This is a genomic window from Rhodovulum sp. HP10 (assembly GCF_047553435.1).
Lineage (GTDB): Bacteria > Pseudomonadota > Alphaproteobacteria > Rhodobacterales > Rhodobacteraceae > Rhodovulum.
The window spans coordinates 89,178-111,254 of sequence record NZ_CP180201.1; the positions used below are offsets into that span (position 1 = coordinate 89,178).

Sequence of the window (22,077 nt, forward strand, 5' to 3'; positions counted from 1 at the left end):
TAACCAGAGGGACGATCCCGAACAGAGAGATCCATGGACACCCCCACCGCGGTCGCAGATGCGGCCTTATTCATTTCAGCCAGCGCCATCATTGCCCTGCTGCTGATGTCGGCCTTTTTCTCGGGGTCGGAAACCGCGCTGACGGCCGCCTCGCGCGGCAAGCTCCGGGCCCGGGCCGACAAGGGCGAGAACGGTGCCCAGACCGCGCTCGACATTACCGAGGACAACGAGCGCCTGATCGGCTCGGTTCTGCTGGGAAACAACTTCGTCAACATCCTCGCGACCTCGCTCGCGACCTCGCTTTTCACCAGGATCTTCGGCGATTCGGGCGTGGCGCTGGCGACGCTGGTGATGACGCTCGTGGTGCTGGTCTTCGCCGAGGTGCTGCCCAAGACCTATGCCATCACCAATCCCGAGCTCGCCGCCTCGCGGGTCTCGCCCCTGATCCGGCTGATCATCCTGATCCTGTCGCCGATCGTCAGCGCGGTGCGCGTTCTGGTGCGGCAGATCCTGGCCCTGTTCGGCGTCCGGGCCGATCCCGACAGCCAGATCATGGCGGTGCGCGACGAGATCGCCGGAGCGCTGCAGCTCGGGCATTCCGAAGGCGTGGTTGAAAAGGAAGACCGCGACCGCATTCTCGGCGCGCTCGATCTCGGCGACCGGACCGTCGAGGAGATCATGCTGCACCGCTCGCAGATCGAGGTGGTCGATGCCGACCTGCCACCCGAGGCGATCCTGTCGCAATGCCTTGAAAGCTCGCATACGCGGCTGCCGATCTACAAGGGCGACCCCGAGAACATCATCGGTGTGATCCATGCCAAGGATCTTCTGCGCGCGGTCGAGCGGCTGATGCGCGGCCCCGACGGCTCGCCCGAGAAGCTGTCGGAGATGCGCGTGCTCGAACTGGCACGCAAACCCTATTTCGTGCCCGACACCACCACGCTTGACGACCAGATGCGCGAGTTCCTGCGTCGCCACACCCATTTCGCGCTGGTGGTCGACGAATACGGCTCGCTGCGGGGGCTGATCACGCTGGAGGACATCCTGGAAGAGATCGTCGGCGAGATCACCGACGAGTTCGATGTCGACAGCGAGCGCCCGCTGCGCCGCAGCGAGGACGGGTCGGTGCTGGTCGATGGCGCGATGACGATCCGCGATCTGAACCGGGCGATGGACTGGAACCTGCCCGACGACGAGGCCAATACCATTGCGGGGCTGGTGATTCACGAAGCCCAGTCGATCCCGACCCCGGGCCAGGTGTTCTCGTTCCACGGCTTTCGCTTCGAGGTTCTGCAGCGACAGGCGAACCGGATCACCCGGCTGAAAATCCGTCCGCTCTGAGAACCGGGGCGCTCCCGCCCCCGGCCGGCAGCGCGCCTCCGGCGCCCCTTGTCCGGGCTTGGGCCCGGCCGCGCCCGTTCCGGGCGCGGCGCCTGCGGCGCGGGGTATTTCCGCCAGGAAGAAGAGAGGGCTGTCCGCGCGGGCATTCTTCGGGACGCGCGGGTCTCGCCGGGCGGGGCCGCGACCGCGAGGCTCCGTCCTGAACAGACGGTTGATGAAGCGAATAAACGCCCGGGGATTTCGGACAGCGGCAGGGCGACTGCAATCTGCGCCTCATCGTCGCAGAAAACCGGCCTCCTGCCCCGCCGACTTTGTTTCTTCGAAAACTTTAGGCGGATTTGACAATACTTATTTAACTTTTCGCTGCCAATCTTCTTCCTATCCCGCTTTCCGGGCCTTCGGTTCGGGCGGGTCTTCCTCCCTGATGGACTGGCCGCATCTCCGCGATGCGGCCTTTTTTGTCGCCCCCAGGTTGCGGGCGCAATAATCTTTGTATGTTGACGCTCCCTGGCAAACTTCGTAGCCTGTCCTTCATCAAAAAAGGTCGGCCCGTCCGACAGGGAGCAAGCACTAAGGGAAAAGGGTCGCGGCGCGGCCCTTTTTTCACGTCCGGAAAAGCCTTGCCTGCCCTGCAATTGCCCACTGACAGCAGGTCGCAGCTGGTGTAGACCGGCAGCGACGAGCATCCAAGAAAGGCAGGCATGACGATGCGAGAGTTTATCGGACCCCTTGGACTGGCCCTCATGACCGCGATCGCGGCGCCGGCTCTGGCCCAGGTTGCCCCGGCCCAGCCCGAGGGCAACGCGGCTCCGGCCCAGGTCGAAAGCACTCCGGCCGGAGATCTGCAGATGGGCCAGGAAGAGGCGCCACAGGCGCCGAAGGCCTTCGTGAAGGACACCTTCAAGGACTGGCGCGTGATCTGCGTCGAGATCGAAGAGCGCGAATCCTGCAACATGCAGCAACTGATGCGCGACAGTGACGACAATGCCGTGGCGCAGATTTCGGTCGCGCCGATGCCGCCGGCCGCAGCGCCGCGCGTCGCAGCCGTCGAGATCGCGACCCCGCTTGAGACGCTGCTGTCGGAGGATCTGCGGATCCAGATCGATTCCGCTCAGGCGAAGCGCTATCGCTTCTCCTTCTGTACCCCGCAAGCCTGCGTGGTGCGCTTTGCGCTGTCGGCCGAGGATCTCGCGGCCTTCAAGGGCGGCAAGGGAGCCACCGTCTCGATCGTTCCGCTGGCCGCTCCGGACCAGAGAGCCGATATCAAGATGTCGCTTTCGGGCTTCACCGCCGCATTCGACGACGCGCTGTCGACGATGTCGGGCAACTGAGACACGGATCTTCCCGCGTGATCCGGACAGAAAAACGCCGCCCCTCGGGGCGGCGTTTCTTGTCAGGAGACCCTGAAGACCGGCGCGACAGGATCAGGCCTTGCGCAGCGCCAGAACCGCGTTGAGCCCGCCGAAGGCGAAGGCATTCGACAGCACAGCGCTGACCTGCGCCTCGCGCGCCACATTCGGGACAACGTCGAGCGCACATTCCGGGTCCGGCTCCTGATAGCTGACCGTCGGCGGGATCACCCCCTCGCGCAGCGCCATGATGCAGGCCAGAAGCTCGACCGCGCCGGTGCCGCCGATCAGATGGCCATGCATCGACTTGGTCGAGGACATCATCAGCCGGTCGGCATCGGCACCGAAGACATCGGCCACCGCCGCACATTCGGTCTTGTCATTGGCCGCAGTACCGGTGCCATGGGCATTGATATAGCCGACATCGCCGGGCGCGAGCCGGGCATCGCGCAGTGCCCCAGAGATGGCACGGGCCGCGCCCTGCCGCGAGGGCATCACGATGTCGGAAGCATCCGAGGTCATGGCAAAGCCGATCACCTCGGCCAGTATCTCGGCACCACGGGCCTTGGCATGGTCGTATTCCTCGAAGACGAAGACCGCCGCGCCCTCGCCCTGGACCATGCCGTTGCGATTGGCGCTGAACGGGCGGCAGGCATCCTTCGACATCACCCGCAGCCCTTCCCAGGCCTTGATCCCACCGAAGCACAGCATCGATTCCGAGCCGCCGGTGACCATCACCCGGCTCAGCCCCGAACGGATCATCTGGAAGGCCTGCCCCATCGCGTGGTTCGACGAAGCACAGGCCGTCGCCACGGTGAAACTCGGCCCCTTGAGATTATAGGCCATCGAGACATGGCTCGCGGCCGCATTGTTCATCAGCTTCGGCACGACGAAGGGGTGAACGCGGTTCTTGCCCTCCTCGTAGACCGAGCGGTAATTCTCGTCGAGCGTGTTCATGCCGCCGCCCGAGGTCCCGAGCACCACGCCTGCCTCTTCAGACAGCTCGCCGTCGAAGGTCAGCCCGGACTGCCCGACCGCCTGTTGGGCCGCCAGCAGCGTGAACTGGGTGAAACGGTCGTAAAGCGCGATCTGTTGGCGGTTGAAATGGGCCTCGGGGTCATAGCCCCGGACCTGACCGCCGATCCGGATCGACAGCCGCTCGATATCGCGAAGGTCAAGCTCGCCGATCCCGCAGCGCCCCTCGCGGAACGCAGCCAGGGTCTCGGCGACCGAATGGCCAAGCGCGTTGATCGTGCCCTGGCCGGTAATGACGACGCGCTTCATGCCTGTTTTTCGGCAACCAGGCCTTCCACGGCTTTCACGATGGCCTCGACCGAGGAGATGTCGAATTCGCTTTCGGTGGGTTCGTTGGCGTTGAACGGCACCTGGATGTCGAAGGCCTCTTCGATCGCGAAGATCGACTCGACCAGGCCGAGGCTGTCGATCCCGAGATCTTCCAGCGTCGAGTCCATCTTCACGTCCGAGGGCTCCAGCACCGCCTGTTCAGCGATGATCTCGATCACCTTGTCCTTGACGCTATCAGACATGAAAAGCCTCTCTGCCCTTGAATCAGCGTGGGTTTAGTCTCTATCGGCCAGCTTTGAAACCGCTTTTTGCAGCTCGGCCACCTGAGCGAACAGCCGCGGCAGGCGGCGCAGGCCCTTGTAGGATTCGATATGGGTTTCCATCCGCATCGCGGGATAGCCCAGCAGCACCCGGCCGGCCGGCGCATTGGAAAAGATCTTGGTCGCGCCGCCCGCGATCACGTCATCGCCGACGAAGATGTTGTCATTGACCCCGACCTGCCCGGCCAGCACCACACGGTTGCCGATCCGGGCCGAACCGGCGACGCCCACCAGGCCGCACATCAGGCAGTCTTCGCCAACCTGGCAGTTGTGGCCGATCTGCACGAGGTTGTCGATCTTGGTGCCCGAGCCGATGCTCGTGTCGCGGATCGTGCCCCGGTCGATGGTCGAATTGGCACCCAGCTCGACATCGTCGCCGATCGTGACAGAGCCCAGCGAATGGATGCGGGTGTAATGCTGCTGACGCGCGCTGCCGGTGTCGCCCAGGGTCTCGCGCACCGCCTCGACCGCCGATTTCTCGGGGGTAACGAAGGAAAAGCCGTCTCCGCCCACCGTCGCGCCCGGCTGGGCGATGAAGCGGTCGCCGATCGTGACCCGGGCGCAGATCCGGACGCCATACATCAGCAGAACATCATCGCCGATGCGCACATCCTCGGCCACCACCGCATGGGCGGCGATGCGGGCATTGGCACCGATCCGGGCCCGCGCTCCGATCACCGCATAGGGGCCGATGGCAGCCCCCGGCCCGATCATGGCCGAGGGATCGACGATGGCGGTCGGGTGGATGCCGGGGCCGATTTCGGGGCCCGGATCCATCATCCGGGTCAGCCCGGCCATGGCCAGACGGGGGCGCGGCGCGAAGATCGCGGCCTTCAGCCCCATCGCCCGCCAGTCGGCGCCCGACCACAAGACCGCGGCCTGCGCCGCTCCTTCGGTCAGACCGTCGGCATATTTCGGGTCCATGGCCAAAGCCAGCTGGTCCGCGCGCGCCGCCATCGGTTCCGCCGCACCGGTCACCTTGAAGTCGAGAGCGCCCTCGGCGGGCGCGCCGAGGGCGGTTGCGATCTCCTGGATCGTGAAGCTCATGCCGTTCTCCTGCCCGATTATCCGGAACGCCCCAGGGCGCCCCGGCTGGTTCTGGCGGGAGATTTAGCCCTGAACCTCGGGCAGCGCCACCCCGGCGGCCTGCAATGCGTCGAAAATGGCACCGTCGCGCCCGTAGACATCGCGACGATACTGCATCCGCCCCTTGGGATTGCCCATCGCGGTGCGATAGATCAGATGCACCGGCAGCGGCGGGTCAAGATTGACACGGGTCTCGCGACCGCTGCGCAGCTTGGACTCGAACAGTCCCTTCGGGTCGTCGGTCTGACCGGCGAGCAGTGCATAGGCAAAGTCGAACGGATCGTTGAGCCGGATGCAGCCATGGCTGAAAGCGCGGGTCTCGCGATTGAACAGCGACTTCGACGGCGTGTCGTGCAGGTAGATGTTGTAGCGGTTGGGGAACATGAACTTCACCCGCCCCAGCGCGTTGCCGTTCGACGGCGGCTGCTTGAGGTCGAAGGGGAAATTCGACGCGGTATATTTGCTGAAATCGACCGCGGCACGGGTGACCACGCGCCCCGCGCCGTCGACCAGCATCAGATGCCCGGCCGCATTGGGGTTGTTCTGGAATTGCGGCAGGTATTCGCGCACGGCGATCGAGCGCGGCACGTTCCAGGTCGGATTGACGACCATGTGGTTCATCATGTCCGAGAATTCCGGCGTCCGGTAGTCGCGCGCATTGCGGCCGACGACCGAACGGGTCTCGAAGACGGTCTCGCCGTGATCGACGATACTGGCATGGAAATCGGCGATGTTGACCAGCACATGCCGGTCCCCGCGCGCATTGCCCAGCCAGCGCTCGCGCTCCATCGCCACCAGCACCGAGCGCAGGCGGCGTTCGGGCGGGACGTCGAGCTCTTCGAGGGTGCTGGGGCCGACAATGCCATCGGCATTGAGCCCGTGGTCGAACTGGAAGGCCTGCACCGCCTTCTGCAGCGTGGCATCATAGGTCTGGGTCGCGATGCGCGGCAGGTAGCCCATCGCGATCAGGCGGTTTCTCAGCGCGATGACGCGCGGGCCGGACTGGCCGGGCTCGATCTTGCCGACGGCGCCGATCTCGGGCCCCCAGCCGCCTTCGGCGATCAGTCGTTCAAGCCGGATCTTCTCGCGCATCAGGCGGGCATATTCGGGGCTTTGCGGCGAGAGGCCGCGCAGATAGGCCAGCGGCGAGGGTGCCGCGGCAAGCCTCGCGATCAGCGTCGCGGGCGCGGGCCGGTCGAGCTTGCGCTTGATCTCGGACAGCACCGCCCCCGGGGTGAGAACGCCCCGGCTCGCGTCATGCGCATAGTCGAGATACATCCGCATCGCCGCGACCTCGGCCCGGCCGATGCCGCGCTGGGTACGGGCGTCACGGAAGGTCTCGACCAGGCGTTCGACATCGTAGCGGGCGGCCGGAAGCCCCTGTGCCGAGGCGTCCTGCAGGACCGTCACCAGCGCGCGGCGACGCGCCTCGGCCTCGGCCGAGGTCCAGAACGGCGCATAATCGCGGTCGCGATAGAAGGCGGAGATCGCATCGTCCTGCGCGGCGGCGGCAGCGACCGCTTGCTTGAAGGCGGTCATTTCGGTCTCGGCAAGGGCCGGGGCCGCAACCCCAAGGCAAGCGGCTGCAAGGCCCGCAAAAGCGGCCCCGCGGAGGAAGGTCATGGGCATCAATTCTTTCCCGTCAGGCAGTTCCAGTCGCGCGAATGGCACCCACAATCGGGCAATTCCGAAGTTCTGTCCACTTAGATTAGGCGCCACAACCAAAACGCGGGGTTAACCGTGGCCGTTCCGCCTCATCGTGAAAAAAACGTCGCGCGCCCCCGAAATGAGCAAGATCTTGCCAATTTGACCCACCCCGAAAGGGGTGCGGCGATTCCTTCCTTGGCCCGGCCGCCGAGTTATGAGATAGGGTGGCAGGGTTCCGGGGACGGGCCCGACCATAAAAAACACCGCGAAAACGCGGGATTGGAGCGAATTGGGGCAGGCGGAGCAAACATGACGACACCCAGAAACTGTTTCACACGCCGTGGCGTGTTGGCGGCTTTTGCGGCGACTGCCGCGGTGGCTGCACCGACATATTCGAATGCTTTCGGACTGATGCGCGGGGCCGGCGATGTGCGGCGCCTGCGGATGTATTCGGGCCGAACCGGCGAAAGCATCGACACTGTATACTGGATCGACGGCGAGTATGTCGGCGAGGCAGTCAAGGAAATCAACCACTTCATGCGCGACTGGCGTTCGGGCTCGGTGATCCCGATGGACCTTCGCAATCTCGACATCCTGGCGGCCGCGCATGGCCTCATGGATGTGCGCGAACCCTATATGCTGCTTTCGGGCTATCGCACCGCGCAAACCAACGCGATGCTTCGGGCGCACTCTTCGGGTGTCGCCAAGAAATCCCTTCACATGCAGGGTCAGGCGGCGGATGTCCGGCTCAAGAGCCGGTCGGTCGATCAGATCGCGCGCGCGGCAGGCGCCTGCCATTCCGGCGGTGTCGGGCGTTATTCCCGCTCCAACTTCGTGCATATGGATTGCGGGCCGGTACGCAGCTGGGGCCGCTGAGGCGGATCCGGCGACAGTTTGCCATGACGCGAAGCGGCACGATACCGGACTGCGACAGCCGGTCCGACAGTCGTGTCGTTGCGCCTCATGCCCCGGAATTGCCCCGTCCCGGCGCATCCCGCGGATGTGTTGCGTCCCCGACATCATGCCCTCCCAACGCCGGACATCGCGTTCGGTTCCTCATGTCGGGGCGGTCCCGCGACTCGGGCCGCGTCCGCAGACGGGCCTGCATCCCCATGGATCGCGGCCGCGCGCGGGGATCGAAGGCCCGCCCCGGGCTGGAAAAATCCCGGAACCGCATTGATTTCCACATCGGTGGGGCTGACATGAAAGTTTCAAATGACAGTCACCTCGCCGCTCCGGTAACGAACGCCGCATGGGCGGCGCGATGCCGCCGGTTTTAAGACCCCGAAAGGAGATGTCGATGAAGATTGCGGTTCTTGGCGGAGACGGTTTTTGTGGCTGGCCCACATCGCTGCACCTGTCCAACCTCGGCCACGAGATACACATCATCGACAATCTCAGCCGGCGCTGGATCGACACCGAGCTGGGCGTGCAGTCGCTGACGCCGATGGACTCGATCCAGGAACGCTGCCGGATCTGGAAGGAAGTCTCGGGCGAGCAGATCCATTTCCACCTGATCGACCTCGCCAAGGAATATTACCGGCTCCGCGACTGGCTGGCCGAGAACCGCCCCGACGCGGTGATCCATTTCGCCGAACAGCGCGCCGCGCCCTATTCGATGATCTCTGACCGCCACAAGATCTACACCGTCGACAACAACATCAACGCCACTCACAACCTGCTGGTGGCGATGGTCGAGACCGGGCTCGACGCGCATCTGGTGCATCTGGGCACGATGGGGGTGTATGGCTACTCGACAGTCGGCGCGCCGATCCCCGAGGGCTATCTCGACGTCTCGATCGACACGCCCGACGGGTCGAAGGAGATGGAGATCCTCTATCCGACCCGGCCGGGCTCGGTCTATCACATGACCAAGTCGCTCGATCAGATCCTGTTCCAGTTCTACGCCCAGAATGACGGCGTGCGCGTGACCGACCTGCATCAGGGCATCGTCTGGGGCACCAATACCGACCAGACCCGGCGCCATCCGCAGCTGGTGAACCGGTTCGATTATGACGGCGATTACGGCACCGTGCTGAACCGCTTCCTGGCCCAGGCCGCCATCGGCTATCCGCTGACCGTGCATGGCACCGGTGGGCAGACCCGCGCCTTCATCCACATCCAGGACACCGTGCGCTGCATCGAACTGGCGCTGAAGGATGCCCCCGCCAAGGGCGACCGGGTGAAGATCTTCAACCAGATGACCGAGACCCACCGGGTTCGCGATCTGGCCGAGCTGGTGTCGAAGATGACCGGTGCCAGGATCGCCTATCTGCCGAATCCGCGCAAGGAAGCCGCCGAGAACGAGCTGATCGTGAAGAACGACAATTTCCTCGGCCTCGGGCTCGATCCGATCACGCTGCAGGAGGGCCTGCTGGAAGAGGTGGTCGAGATCGCGAAGAAATTCGCCCACCGGGTCGACCGCAAGCGCGTGCCCTGCGTCTCGGCCTGGACCCGCGATCTGGCCAGCCGGGTCGAGCGCGATCCGGAAGGCAAGCGGCTGAAGTCGGTCTCGTGACCGAGGGCCTTAGGCCCGCGCGGGGCGCAGGGGCACGGCATGCCTATGTGACGCTGGTCACCAACGCGGATTTCGCGTTGGGGGCCAGGGCCCTGATACGCTCGCTGAAACGGACGGACGGACGGGCCTCGGATATCTGCGTGCTGCATACCGGCGGCGTGGCCGAGGCGGATCTCGCGCCCCTTTCCGATCTGGGCGCGCGGCTGGTCGAGACCGACCTGCTGCCGACCTCGGACGCCTTCAACGCCGCCCATGCCCGCGACAAGCTGCATCGCGATGCGCCCTTCACCAAGGGCACCAAGCCCGCCTTCCACACGCCGCTCGACAATTTCTGCAAGCTCCGGCTCTGGCAGCTCGATTACGAGCGGGTGATCTTTCTCGATGCCGATACGCTGGTGCTGCAACCGATCGACCGGCTGTTCGACTACCCCGAGCTTTGCGCCGCGCCGAATGTCTATGAAAGCCTGGCCGATTTCCGGCGCATGAATTCGGGCGTCTTCACCGCCCGGCCCGATCCCGCCACCTTCGGGGCGATGATGGCACGGCTCGATGCGCCGGGCGCGTTCTGGCGGCGGACCGACCAGACCTTCCTGCAGGAATTCTTCCCGGACTGGCACGGGCTGCCGGTCTTCTGCAACATGCTGCAATATGTCTGGTTCAACCTGCCCGAGCTCTGGTCCTGGCCAGACATCCGCGTGCTGCATTTCCAGTATGAAAAACCCTGGCAGGACCACGACAAGGCCGACCGCCTCAAACCGCTGATCGATCTCTGGCGGGCCCATGCGGATGGCAGCGAGATCCCCGACACCACCTCCCTGCCCGGACCCGCCGCCTCATGACCCTGGCCGTCACCGGCGCCACCGGCCTTGTCGGGCGCTTTTTCGTGGAAGAGGCACTGGCCCGGGGCGAGTCCGTCACGATCCTCGGCCGCACGCCGCCGCCACCCGGCTTCTTCCCGGCGCCGACCGGGTTCCGCCCCTATGCGCTTGGCGACCGCCCGGACCTGAGCGGCATCGACGCGCTGATCCATTGCGCCTTCTCGCATCTGCCGGGACGCTACCGGGGCGGCGAGGGCAGCGACCCCGAGGGTTTCACCCGCGCCAATCTCGACGGCTCGGTCGCGCTTTTCGAAGCCGCCCGCGCGGCCGGAACCGGCACCGTCCTGTTCCTGTCGAGCCGCGCGGTCTACGGCCGCTACCCGCCCGGGACCGCTCTAACCGAGACGCTCACCCCCTATCCCGACACGCTTTACGGCAAGGTCAAGGCCGAGGCCGAGCGCCGCCTCTTTGCCCTCGCCAGCGACAGCTTCGCCCCGGTCGCCCTGCGTGCCACCGGCATCTACGGCGCCGCAGGCCCCGGCCGGGCCCATAAATGGCAAGCGCTCTTCGAGGATTTCCGCCAGGACCGCCCGATTGCGCCCCGCCGCGGCACCGAGCTGCATGGCGCCGATCTCGCCGCTGCCGCCCGGCTGCTGCGGGACACCGGCGCCCGCGGGATCTTCAACGCCTCCGACATCCTGCTCGACCGCCATGACCTGCTGGCGCTTGTGGCCGAGGCCGAGGGGATCCTCCATCCGCTGCCGCCCCGCTCGGACGCGGCCGTCAGCGTGATGCAATGCGACCGCCTCGCGGCCCTGGGCTGGACGCCCGGCGGAATCGCCCGGCTCAAGGCGAGTCTTCCCGCGCTTTGCCGCCCCCGACCGGCCCTGACCGGCCCGGGCCCGGCCGACTGACCGCCCGCACCCGGCCTGTCTCTTCTTCCTGGCGAAAATACCCATGACACGGACTGCCCCCCTTCCCGCCACCCGGGGATGGAACCCTGGCGGGGCGTCCCTACATATTCCTCAAGACGTCATCAGTGAGGATTTCCGAACCATGATCGACATTACCGAGGAAACGGCCGAAGGCCTGCTCGAAATCCGGGCCACCGGCCGCGTCACCGAACAGGATTACGAAACCGTCCTGATCCCCGCCGTCACCCGCGCCCTCGACTGGGGCATGCCGATCCGGCTGCTCTACCAGATCGGCCCCGATTTCGAGGGCTATTCCGCGGGCGCGCTCTGGGCCGATGCCCGGCTCGGGCTGAAGCGCTGGCGCGGCTTCGGAAAGATCGCCGTCGTCACCGACAGCGACAAGATCGAAGCAGGCGTCCGGATGTTCGGCTTCACCCTGCCCTGCCCGGTCCGCACCTTCGATCTCGACGAGCGCGACGCCGCGCGGCTCTGGCTGCGCGAATCGCTCGGCACAATCCATCTCGAGGAAATCGGCGCCGACGCCCTCGAGGTCCGGCTCATCGGGCGCCTCGACAGCGCCAGCTACAAGACCCGCAGCCCCGATCTCGACGCCTATGCCGCCGCGCATGAGCGGTTCCGGCTGATGGTCGATCTGCGCCGCTTCGAGGGCTGGCAGGGGCCCTCGGCGCTTGGCGAGCATGTCAACCTGATCCGCCATCACCGGCATCAGCCCTGCCGGATCGCCGTCGTTGGCGACAAGTCATGGATGAAGCTTGCGGAAACCCTGCTGCCGATGATGCTGGATGCCAAGGCCAAGTATTTCGACGAGGACGATTATACCGCCGCCCGGGCCTGGCTTCTGACCTGAGCCCGCGCAGCGCCCGGTTGCCGGCCCGTCTCCCCCGGGCCGGCTTCGCCCTGTCCTCGCGGTCCCTGGCGATGACCGCTGCCTGCCAGCCCTGAAACGAGACCCGATGCAAGATTCGACGCGAGACTCGACGGGGCTGCGCTGTTCCCGCATGATCGCTGAGGTGGCAAGAGGAACACGGCATAACGCATGTACGTTGCATTCTTCGGACTGGCGCAACGCCCGTTCGGCCTGGCGCCCTGCGAGGGGGCGGTGCATTGGACCGACCCGCATTGGCATGATTTCGAACGCCTGCGCCTGGCGCTGATCGACGGCGCGCCTCTGGCGCTGGTGCTGGGCGACACCGGCACCGGCAAGACCACCTTTCTGCGCGCGCTCCTGCGGGACGACACCCTGACCGGGATCTTCCGGCCCGCCTTCCATGCCAATCCCATCGGAGACGGTCCCGCGCTCCTGCGCTGGATCCTCTCGGCCTTCGGCGCCGAGGCGGGCGCAGCCGAGCCCGACAGGCTCCTGGCCCGGGTCGAGACCGTGATGGCCGAGATCCGTGCCGCCGGCCGGCTGCCGCTGCTGGCGATCGACGAGGCGCAGGGCCTGTCAACGGCCGGTCTCGAGATGCTCGACCGGGTGGCCCGCCCCGGACAGGGCGCAGGCGCGGCCTTCCGGCTGGTGCTGTCCGGCCTGCCCGAACTCGAACCCCATCTCGAACAGAGCCATCCCTCCTTTCTGGATCTGGCGCAGGACAGCCTGGTCCGGCTGCAGCCGATGACCGCGACTGAGACCGCCGATTACATCCGAAGCCGCATCGTAGCGGCCGGAGGGGAGGCAGATGCAATTTTCGACCCAGAGGCACTGGCGCTGATCCACCGTCATGCCCATGGCCTGCCGCGACTGGTCAACACGATCTGCGACCGCGGCCTAAACGCCGCTTTCGGCGCCGACCGGACCTACCTCGACGGCGCCTTCCTCCGCGAGCTGCTGGCCGACTGGCAGGATACCGCCGGCGATGGCCTGTGCCTGTTCGAAGGCCCCGCCCCTTCGCTGCCGCCGCGGCCGAAGGCGGCCCCGCCGGGCGCGCGACTGCGCCCCGTTGCGCAATCGCCACCGCCCGAGACGGCCTCCGAGACGGCCCCCCCGGCGGCGGCTGTCGGCTCTGCGCGGGCGGAAGCTGACCGGGTCAGCGAGCCTGTCTCGGCGGCGGCTTCCGTCCCCGAGCCCTGCCCCGCGCCGCCCCGCCTCCGCCCGCGCAGGACGCGCCTTCTGGCCGCCACGACCGGCGCCGGGCTCGGCCTTGCGGCGGTCTTCGTCGGCAGCACCCTGATCGTCGGGGGGCCAGACGATCCGGGATCTCCGGGCGATACAGGCGCCCCGCGCCTGGCCGCTGCCAGCCCCTTTTCCGAAGGCCGCAGCGAGGCGCCGCTCGCTGACCGGCTGCGCGCAGCGGAAACCGCCAGCGCCGAAACGGGTGCGGCAGCCGAACACCTCACCAGGACCCGGATCGCGGCCGCCGAGGCCCGTCTTGCCGAGACCCGCGCCGAGCTCGACCGCCTTGCGGCGCGGCGTCGCGACGCCATCCAGGAGACCGCCGCCGCCGAGGCCAGACGCGCTGCGGCCCGTGTCGCCGCCGACCGCGCCACGGCAGATTTCGCGCAATTGCAGGACAGGATCGCCGAAGCGGAACTGCGGCTTGACGCGCTGAACGGGCGGCTGAGCGCGGGCCGCGCTGCGTCGTTGACAGGGGTGCAGGCCACCGCCGCGCGTCCCGTTCCAAAGCCCGACCCCGGCTCCGGCCCGCCCCCCGAGCAGCGAACCGAGCAGAGCCCCGAGCCGAAGCCCGAGCCGAAGCTAGATCCGGCCGCCTCTCCGCTCATGCTCGACGCCGCACCGGCCGATGCGCGCGTGGCGCAGCGCCAGTACCGGCATGCGCTGGCCAGCAGCGATCCGCTTGACATCGCCATCGCCTATTCCCGGGCGGCGGTGAACGGTCAGAGCCGTGCCGCCTATTACCTCGGCCAGATCTACGAGGTCGGTGACGGCGTCGAGCGCAATATCGACACCGCGCGGCACTGGTACCGGATCGCCGCGACCGAGGTGGTGGCAGCGCAGGTCCGGCTGGACGACCTGCCCGAGGGGCCCGCCGATCCCGACCGGGCCACCGCCCGGCCGCTGGCCGCGCACCTGGCCGGGGGCGTCATCGAGCTGGTCTGGCAGGGAAGCGGCCCCTTCCTGGTCGAACTGGCTGCCGAGCCCGGCCCGCCACAGGCCCGCTTCGCCACGGCTCTGACGGCGGCCCGCCTGAGCCTGCCTGCGGACCTGGCCCTGAACTGGTGGCGGATACGCGCCGGGCGCAATGCCCCCACCGACTGGCAAAGGATCGAGCCGCGCTAGCGGAGCGGGCGGCGGCCCGGGCGGTTGGCATCGGACATGCGCCCGGGATCCGCACAGAGCTATGTGCGGGCTTCCGGACGGCACCGGATGCCCGTTCAGCAACCGCCGATGGCGGCGCAGACCCGATGACGGTAAAGCGCATTCGCCTCGCTCGCGCCGGGCCCCATGGTCGCGCCCTCGCGGGTGCATGGCAGCGAGAATTCGGGATCTATCCCCATGTTGACGCAGGCGGCCACCTCCCAGCCGGGCGGGATATCGGTCAGATCGACCTGCTTCCATTTCGGATGGCCGGTCTTCTTCAACTCCTCGAACCGCGCCAGCAGCAGGTGCGAGAGGCTGCGCACCGCATCGCAACTGGCGCGGTGATAGCGGTTCTTGCGGATCTGATAGTCATAGGTCATCAGAACCGCCTTGACCGCCACCGCCTCGACCGGCCCGGACTGGAACGGATAGGTGTCCGCAGGGATGGTCGCGGGCGTATAGACCGCCTGCAGAACCGGGTCTGTCAGCGCCAGCAGATGGAAACGCCCGGCCTCGATCCCGGGGGTCTGGAAAAGCTTGGTCGGCGCGCCCGCGACATAGAAGAAGGCATCGATCTCGCCTGCCAGGAGCTGGCGCAGCGCCTCGTCGGGGCCGATCTTCACGCGCTCTGCCGCCACCTCGGCCAGGTCGAGCACCAGCGTCGCGGTGACATAGGTCCCGCTGTTCTCGACACCGACCGCAACGCGCCTGCCAGCCAGTTCGGCGAGGCTGCCGATCCCGGAACGAGCCAGCAGATGGACCTCTTCGTTGTAAAGGGGAAAGGCGATCCGTACCCCCGCGATGGTGCGCGCCATCTCCGGATCGTTCGCGGCATAGGTGCGCAGATATTCCAGAACGTCGCTCTGGACGATGCCGAACTGGGTAAAGCTTCGTTGCCGGACACCGACGAAATTCTCGAGCGATCCGGCGCTTTCCAGGACATTGAGCGTGATGCCGCATTCCGCGGCGATACCGGCAATGTCGCGGCCGAACTGGATATAGGTGCCGGTCGGGCCGCCGGTCAGGATGTTCTTCTCGAAGGTCTGGGCCGGGACGGAGGCCGCCGGAACCAGGCCCGCGAGCGCGGTGAAAACCATGATGAGGCCTGCCTTCAGGCCGGAAAAGGGACGACTGAAAAGGGACATTCGGCAACACTCCTCACAACGCGGACGGACGGCACCAGCTTGCTAGCACCGGCCGAGGCCGCGGATCAGCGAAACGAGAGTCTGGCGGTTGATCCCGCCGAAGACGGTGCGCAGCGCATCGGGCGCGCACATGCCCTCGCCGAGCAGCCGTTCAAGCTCGGCGCGTTCGGCCTGACTGGCTTCGGCAAGCCCCGGGGCCTCGGAAACCGCCCGGGCGACCGCCTCGGCCGGGGGCGCCGCCCCGGCCCGAAAGGCCGGCCGCGCGCCCGGCGGGAGGGCGGGAGCATCCGGTTCCGGGGGCGCAGTGTCGGCCGCCTCGGTCATCGGTGCAGCGGTTGCGGGCAGCAGGCGCCGCGCGGCCTCGATATCGGCAGCAAGCTGTGCGGCCCGGGCCTCGAGGGCCACGACCTTCGCCTCGGCCGCCCGCTCGCGCTCCTCGGCCATCACCCGCGCCTCCTCGACCAGCGTCGCCGCGCGGGCGCGGCCGTCTTCCGCCGCAGCCTCGGCCTCCTGCCGTGCCAGCCCGGCCGCGTCGCGCGCCGCAGTTGCCGCCTCGAGCTCCTCACGCAACGATGCCAGCGCGGCTTCGGCCTCTTGTCCATCCGCCAGCAGGCCCTCGTGCCGGGCCTCGGCCGCGGCGATCTTCTGCGCCAGTGCCGCAGCCCCGGCTTCGGCCGCATCCGCCGCCTCCTGCGCGGCCGCCGCGCGTTCCCGTGCCGCGCGCTCGGCCTCGACCGCCCGTTCCTGCGCGTCCCGAAGATCGGCCAGCCGGCTTTCGGCCGCGCTGCGCTCCGAACCGGCCTGTCTCGCCGCGGCCTCGTGCTTTTCCCGAAGCGCCTCGACCGTTTCCAGCGCCGCCCGGGCTTCGGCGGTCTGCGCGCGGACTGTCTCGAAAGCGGCCTCCGCTTCGGCCATCCGGGCGGTCTCGGCCTCGAGCCGGGAACGGATGTCGGCCAGCGCCGCCTCTGCCTCTTGCCGTTCGGCCTGCGCGGCCCCGGCGGCGGCCCTTGCCTGCTTGACAGCTTCGGAAAGTTCCGCCGCCTCCTTGCCCGCCGCATCGCGCGCGGCACGGGCCGCCTCGGCCGCGCCTTCCGCCGCTTCGGCGGCATCGGTCGCCGTCTCGATCCGGGCCGTCAGCGCGGCCAGCTCGGCCTCGCGCCCCGTCAGCTCCGCGCGCGCGGCCTCGATCCGGCCGCTCAGGTCCGACAGCTCGGCCTGCCCCGAAGCCTCGGCCTCGGATTGCTGCTGTGAGATCCGGTCAAGCCGCGCCTCGGCCTCGGCCAGCGCGTTCAGCGCCAGGCGCAGCCGCTCCTGCGTCTTCTGCAGTACCGCCTCGGCCTGGGTGCTCTCTTCCGAAAGCGCCGCGATGATCCGCCGGTAGGAGGCCGCCTGCTGCGACAACTCGGCGACGCCCTCGGGCGTGCCGTCATCCTGACAGATCCCCACCGTGCCCGATATCGACAGCACGGCCGCCGCCGTGGCCAGCCAAGCGTAACGCATCCGTCCCTCGCCTCGTCAAAGCGGTCCCCCCGGACCGGATGCAGAAAATTGTGCCCCCGGGCCGGACTCAAGGCAAGGGCCGAAACCCGGACCCCGCCGCGGCGCCTGGCCTCCGTATCGCCCCCCGGCAACGCACCGTTCCGCGCCCGTCGCGGACCGCTCGAATTGTCCGGGTTTTCTTCGGCTGCGTTAAGACTGCGCCAAATCCGGGGTCGCAGGATGCGCGGGCGAACAAATTGTGAACAGGAATGCCCCGCCACCGCCTGCCCTCCACCGACCGGACCGGCGCGCATCGACCGGCCATGCCGTGCCGATGACCCGGCTCGATGTCGACCGAAGGTTCCTGCTGTTGACTGCGGCGGGGTACCTGACGGCGCTTGCCGCCATCGCCGCGGCGCTGTGGCTCGTGGCCATGCCGGCGCTGCACAAGCTGCACCGGGCCGCGCTCGAGACCCAGGCCCAGACCCGCGCGGCCAGCGTGCAGGATGCGCTGACACTGGTGTTGTCGGATGCAAGGGAACTGGCCGAGGCGCCGGCCACGGCCGCCTATCTCGCCGGGTCAGGCCGGGTTCGTCCGGCGCAGATGCGACGCGACCTGGAACGGCTAGTCGACGGGGTGACGGCGCAGGCCTTGCTGTTCGACCGCCAGGGTCATGTCCGGCTGCGAACGCCGGGCCGGGTCCGGCGTCCGGTCTTCGGCCTTGCCGAAACCCGCCAGGGGCTCAGCAGTCTCGAAAACGGGCTCATCGGCAACGCGCCCATCGTGTCCTACCGGCCCGGCAAGACGCCGGTCGAGGCGGCCTTCCTCATTTCGCTGCCCATCCTGTCTGACGGGCCGCCGCGCGGCATGCTGGTGATCGAGAAGCATCTCGACCTCAGCCGGGTTCTGGCGGGCGACGCGGTCTCTGCCGCGACACAGCTCGCCACCGGATTTCAGGTGCAGATGTATCCCGAATGGAGCGGCGACCGCACCGATCCGATCGCCGCACCGGTCGTGGGTACCGATTTCTACGTGAAGATCGCACGCAATACCAAGCTCACCGCGCGGCTCGGCTGGGAAATGGGACGCGAGGTCTTCCTGTTCACCGGCTTCGCATTGCTGCTGCCCTTCATGGCAATGGGGCTGGCCGGGCGCCGCTTCATCGTCGCGCCGCATCGCGCGCTGGAAGACAGCCGCCGGCGCCTGGCATCCCAGCAGGTCGAACTGGCCGAACTGGCGCAGATCGCCAGGATGTCCCATGATTCCATCCTGGTCTCGGATCGCGACCGGCGCATCGTCTGGACCAATCCCGCCTTTCTGACCATGACAGGCTATACGGCAGAGGAAGTGCTGGGCCAGAATGCGGATGCGCTTCTTCAGGGGCCCGGCACCGACCCGGACGTCAGTCGCAGCCTGCGCGAGGCCATCGCCGACACGCGTCCGGTCCGCGCCGAAATCCTGAATTACCGCCGCGACGGAACGCCGTTCTGGGCCTATCTCAGCATCACGCCGATCTTTGACAGCCAGGGACAGGTCGCCCGTTTCGCGACCATTTCCTCCGATATCACCCGCCGCAAGGCCTATGAAGGCCAGCTTGAAAGCGTCCGGCGCAAGCTTGAACAGCAGGCCCTTCAGGACAGCCTGACCGGCCTGCCGAACCGGCGCGCGCTTGAACACCTGTTCGAGGAACTCGGCTCCGAGGCGGATCCGCGCACGATCATCCGCATTGATCTCGACCATTTCAAGAACGTCAACGACACCCTTGGCCACGCGGCGGGCGATCATGTCCTGACCCGGATTGCGGCGATCCTGCGCGACGGCATCGCGCCGGGCGATGTCGCGGCAAGGATCGGCGGTGATGAATTCGTGATCCTGCTCGGGAGCGGGCGCGATTCCATTGAGGCGCAGGCCATGGCCGAACGGCTTCGCGACGAGATCCTGCGCGACATCCCGTTCCAGAACAAGACCTGCCGGGTCGGGGCCAGTTTCGGTATCTGCGCCGCCGATGGCCGGCTGGTCGACAATTCCGCGCTGCTGGTCAGTGCGGATGCCGCGCTTTACGCATCGAAAGACGGCGGACGCAACGCGATCACGCTCTATACGCCCTCGCTGCACCGCGACGTGCAGGAAAAGCGCCGCCTTGCCCTCGAGATCGAACAGGCCGTGCTGCGCGAGGAATTCGTGCCCTATTTCCAGCCCCAGTTCGATGCCGCGACCCATGCGCTGGTCGGCATCGAGACGCTGGCGCGCTGGCGCCATCCGCTGCGCGGCATCCTGCCCCCATCCGCGTTTCTCGGGCTTGCCGGGCAGATGTCGATGCTGCCCGAGATCGACCGCATCATCTATCGCAAGGGGCTCGAAGAGGTCGCCGCGATGAACCGTGCGGGCCTTGCCATCCCGAAAATCTCGTTCAATGCAGGCGTCGCCCAATTGCGCGATTCCGATCTGCCCGGCATCGCCGCGGGGATCGAGATCGGGTCCACGCGGATCGCTCTCGAAGTGCTCGAAAGCGTGCTGGTCGAAGAGCAGAACGAGGAATTCTGCTTTCACATCGATCTGTTGCGCGAACAGGGCTTCGGCATCGAGGTCGATGATTTCGGATCGGGCCATGCCTCGGTGGTGGGCCTGATGCAGCTTGCACCCGACGTGATGAAGATCGACCAGCGTCTGGTCGTGCCGGTCACCCGGACCGAGCGGGCCCGACGGCTGGTGCGCAGCATCGTCGATATCGGCCGGACATTCGGTATCGGCGTGACGGCCGAAGGCGTCGAGACCTCGACCCATGCCGAAATCCTCGCCGGGCTCGGTTGCGACACGTTGCAGGGGTTTCATTTCGCCCGCCCGCTGTCCGCAAACGATTTCGGCAAACGGCTGGCTGCGGGCCGGTTCGGCGACCGCGGCCCGGGCGCGTCCTCGGTCGCCTGAGCCTTCCCTGGGCAGCCTGTCCCGGCAGTCTTCAAGACTTTCGTAACCCATTGGGCGTACCACCGGGAGTGACTGGATGAGCAGGGAGAATCCCGTGACTGGTTTTGCGAACGAGATGTCCCCGGCGTCGGCAAGCTCCGGCCCGGACAGCGCGGCCGCGACGGCCGATGCCACCGTCGAGCCTCGGCCCACACACCTTCTGACCATGTCGCGCGGCGCGCCCGAGGCGGTTCCGGCCTCGGCAATGCGTGTCCTTCGCGCGATGGGCGTCGAGGCCATCATGATGCCCGGCCAGGGCGTGGGCCTCACCTTCCGGCGCGAGATCCCGAATTTCCTTCGGCTCGACCCGTTCCGGCTCACCGATCTGGCCCCCGTGCCCGCTCCCGAAGAGGAGGCGGAGATCGTCCCCGACGATCCCGGCCTCGTGGCGGGGGTATCGGACGAGGCTGACGAAACCGCGCCTGCCGGTGACGCGGTCGAAACTGCCGGGATGGCCGACGAGGTCGTCCCGGATGCGGCCCCGGAAGATGAGCCTTCCGACTCCGGGGACGCAATGCCCGAAGACGCCGCCGACGAGCCCGCTTTCGAGGCGGCCATCACGGAGGATGAGGCCTCGGTTCTGGAAGCGATGGCGGAGGAAGAGTTCCCGGATGTTCCGGGCGTCCCCGAGACAGAGCTCCGGACGCCACCCGATACCATGTCCGAAACCGGGGACGAAGCCGTCTCCGGCCTGGCCGGGCTGCCCGATGAGACCGGTCCGGGCCCCGATATCGCGCCCGAAGACGACGCCGCCACCGGGGCAGAGCCCCCTCTCTCCGACAATATCGCGCCGGAGGCAGACGACCTCCTTCCCGACATGTCCGAGGCAGAGACAGAGGCCGGGGAAGACCAGCCCGCGGCCGACGGCTCCGACAGTACGGCAGAGGACGAATTCCCCGATCACACTGGCGAACCGGACGAGGCTGCGGCCGAGACTTTCGGCGCCGCTCTCGACCGGGTGATGGATCGGCTCGACCTGATCGAATTCATGCTCGGCAATCCGCGCGACGATCAGGCAGATGCGGATCCGGGAGAAAGCCTCGGAACGCGGATCTCGACCATCGAGGCCGCAATGACACGGATCGAGGACCGCCAGCAACGTCTGGCCGAAGGTCTCGAGCGGGTCGAAGCCGCTGTGGAGCGGATCGAAACGGCGCTTTATGCGCTCGCCCAATCGTCGAGCGCCCCGACCGACGATGCCGACAGTTCGGAGGCCGCCATCGAGGCGATCGAGCAGCGGATCGAGGCCATTGCCGAACGTCTGGGCGAGGTTCAATCCTCGCATTCGGGCGAGATCGCCGATCTGCTCGAACGGATCGAGCGACTGGCCGAGGCCCAGCCCGAGGGCAGTGTCAGTGGCGACGACATCGCTGCCCGCGCCATCGAGATCGACGCCTTGTCAAGCCTCGTGACCGCGCTGTCCGAACAGCTGATGGCCGGCCATGGAGCCGAGCGGAAGGACAATCTCGATGCCGTTCTCGACCGGCTGAACGCGACCCAGGAGAGCATCGCTGCGATGGTCAGTCAGTTGCTCGAAGGCCGCCCCGTCGCCGAGCGGCGGTTCGGCGCCTGAAACATCTATCGCAGCTTGGGTCCGGGACCGGCGTCTTCCCCCATGCGCCGCCCGGACAGACAAGGCCCCCGATCCGATCCGCGATCGGGGATCGGATCGGGGGTCTTGTCTGCTACGCAAGACGGCAGGCCGTCCACTCTCCGTTGCGGGATCCGGGCTCGGCAGGCTCCGGCCGCCGCTCGTCCGGCCTGCACCCGAACCAGATGCGCGCGGTGATCGGCGCTCAGCCCCGCCTCCGGATTCGGCCCTGAAATCGCGTCCGGAAACGCGGCCTTGGCCCGCGGGACACGCCCTCTTCCGAAGCGCGAGCGACCGCCACGCGCCCCCATCGGCAAAGCGC

Annotated in this window: 16 protein-coding genes; 10 read left to right on the top strand and 6 right to left on the bottom strand. The window is 67.4% G+C overall.

Features of this window, described 5'->3' with window-relative positions; translation table 11 throughout:
- The first annotated feature begins 33 nt into the window (after positions 1 to 33).
- Positions 34 to 1,341 carry an HlyC/CorC family transporter gene (locus tag ACK8CO_RS00455; protein ID WP_414897753.1) on the top strand — a complete coding sequence of 436 codons (1,308 nt, stop codon included), beginning with the start codon at positions 34 to 36 and terminating at the stop codon, positions 1,339 to 1,341.
- Between the two features lie 743 nt (positions 1,342 to 2,084).
- Positions 2,085 to 2,672, top strand: a complete 588-nt coding sequence (locus ACK8CO_RS00460) for an invasion associated locus B family protein (protein WP_414897754.1) — start codon at positions 2,085 to 2,087, stop codon at positions 2,670 to 2,672.
- 93 nt (positions 2,673 to 2,765) lie between these two features.
- Here the strand turns inward: ACK8CO_RS00460 and ACK8CO_RS00465 are convergent, their stop codons facing one another.
- The 4 genes from ACK8CO_RS00465 to ACK8CO_RS00480 form a co-directional block, all read right to left on the bottom strand.
- Positions 2,766 to 3,974 carry a beta-ketoacyl-[acyl-carrier-protein] synthase family protein gene (locus ACK8CO_RS00465; RefSeq protein WP_414897755.1) on the bottom strand — a complete coding sequence of 403 codons (1,209 nt, stop codon included), beginning with the start codon at positions 3,972 to 3,974 and terminating at the stop codon, positions 2,766 to 2,768.
- The gene (locus ACK8CO_RS00470) at positions 3,971 to 4,237 is read right to left on the bottom strand and encodes an acyl carrier protein (protein WP_080616319.1); all 267 of its coding nucleotides are present in this window, start codon (positions 4,235 to 4,237) and stop codon (positions 3,971 to 3,973) included. Before ACK8CO_RS00470 ends, ACK8CO_RS00465 begins: the two co-directional genes overlap by 4 nt.
- Positions 4,238 to 4,270: 33 nt before the next feature.
- A complete protein-coding gene (gene lpxD, locus ACK8CO_RS00475; RefSeq protein WP_414897756.1) occupies positions 4,271 to 5,362 on the bottom strand; it encodes a UDP-3-O-(3-hydroxymyristoyl)glucosamine N-acyltransferase in 1,092 nt (363 codons plus the stop codon).
- A 63-nt stretch (positions 5,363 to 5,425) separates the two neighbouring features.
- Positions 5,426 to 7,024, bottom strand: coding sequence for a L,D-transpeptidase family protein (locus ACK8CO_RS00480; protein ID WP_080616317.1), 1,599 nt, complete (start codon positions 7,022 to 7,024; stop codon positions 5,426 to 5,428).
- A gap of 333 nt (positions 7,025 to 7,357) precedes the next feature.
- On the opposite strand from ACK8CO_RS00480, the gene ACK8CO_RS00485 reads away from it, so the two are divergent.
- The 6 genes from ACK8CO_RS00485 to ACK8CO_RS00510 all read left to right on the top strand — a co-directional run bounded on the left by ACK8CO_RS00485 (position 7,358) and on the right by ACK8CO_RS00510 (position 14,554).
- Positions 7,358 to 7,924 (top strand): YcbK family protein, encoded by a 567-nt coding sequence (locus tag ACK8CO_RS00485; RefSeq protein ID WP_080616316.1) that lies wholly within the window; start codon positions 7,358 to 7,360, stop codon positions 7,922 to 7,924.
- 424 nt (positions 7,925 to 8,348) lie between these two features.
- Positions 8,349 to 9,566 (top strand): NAD-dependent epimerase/dehydratase family protein, encoded by a 1,218-nt coding sequence (locus tag ACK8CO_RS00490; protein WP_080616315.1) that lies wholly within the window; start codon positions 8,349 to 8,351, stop codon positions 9,564 to 9,566.
- On the top strand, positions 9,563 to 10,405 hold the full coding sequence (locus ACK8CO_RS00495; protein WP_414897757.1) for a glycosyltransferase: 843 nt from the start codon (positions 9,563 to 9,565) through the stop codon (positions 10,403 to 10,405). The genes ACK8CO_RS00490 and ACK8CO_RS00495 overlap by 4 nt, the downstream gene beginning before the upstream one ends.
- Positions 10,402 to 11,298 (top strand): NAD-dependent epimerase/dehydratase family protein, encoded by an 897-nt coding sequence (locus ACK8CO_RS00500; RefSeq protein ID WP_414897758.1) that lies wholly within the window; start codon positions 10,402 to 10,404, stop codon positions 11,296 to 11,298. The genes ACK8CO_RS00495 and ACK8CO_RS00500 overlap by 4 nt, the downstream gene beginning before the upstream one ends.
- A gap of 142 nt (positions 11,299 to 11,440) precedes the next feature.
- A complete protein-coding gene (locus ACK8CO_RS00505; RefSeq protein ID WP_080616312.1) occupies positions 11,441 to 12,166 on the top strand; it encodes an STAS/SEC14 domain-containing protein in 726 nt (241 codons plus the stop codon).
- A gap of 189 nt (positions 12,167 to 12,355) precedes the next feature.
- Positions 12,356 to 14,554, top strand: coding sequence for an AAA family ATPase (locus ACK8CO_RS00510; RefSeq protein ID WP_414897759.1), 2,199 nt, complete (start codon positions 12,356 to 12,358; stop codon positions 14,552 to 14,554).
- Positions 14,555 to 14,649: 95 nt separating this feature from the next.
- Here ACK8CO_RS00510 and ACK8CO_RS00515 read toward each other — a convergent pair whose 3' ends face one another.
- Complete coding sequence (locus tag ACK8CO_RS00515) at positions 14,650 to 15,720, bottom strand: TAXI family TRAP transporter solute-binding subunit (protein WP_414897760.1); 1,071 nt, start codon at positions 15,718 to 15,720, stop codon at positions 14,650 to 14,652.
- Positions 15,721 to 15,762: 42 nt separating this feature from the next.
- On the bottom strand, positions 15,763 to 17,220 hold the full coding sequence (locus ACK8CO_RS00520) for a hypothetical protein (RefSeq protein ID WP_414897761.1): 1,458 nt from the start codon (positions 17,218 to 17,220) through the stop codon (positions 15,763 to 15,765).
- A 313-nt stretch (positions 17,221 to 17,533) separates the two neighbouring features.
- Between ACK8CO_RS00520 and ACK8CO_RS00525 the strand changes: the two genes are divergently transcribed.
- Both ACK8CO_RS00525 and ACK8CO_RS00530 read left to right on the top strand, forming a co-directional pair.
- Entirely contained in the window at positions 17,534 to 20,125 is a 2,592-nt protein-coding gene (locus ACK8CO_RS00525; RefSeq protein ID WP_414897762.1) for a putative bifunctional diguanylate cyclase/phosphodiesterase, read from the top strand.
- Positions 20,126 to 20,219: 94 nt separating this feature from the next.
- Positions 20,220 to 21,737, top strand: a complete 1,518-nt coding sequence (locus tag ACK8CO_RS00530; protein WP_414897763.1) for a hypothetical protein — start codon at positions 20,220 to 20,222, stop codon at positions 21,735 to 21,737.
- The last annotated feature ends 340 nt before the right edge of the window (positions 21,738 to 22,077 follow it).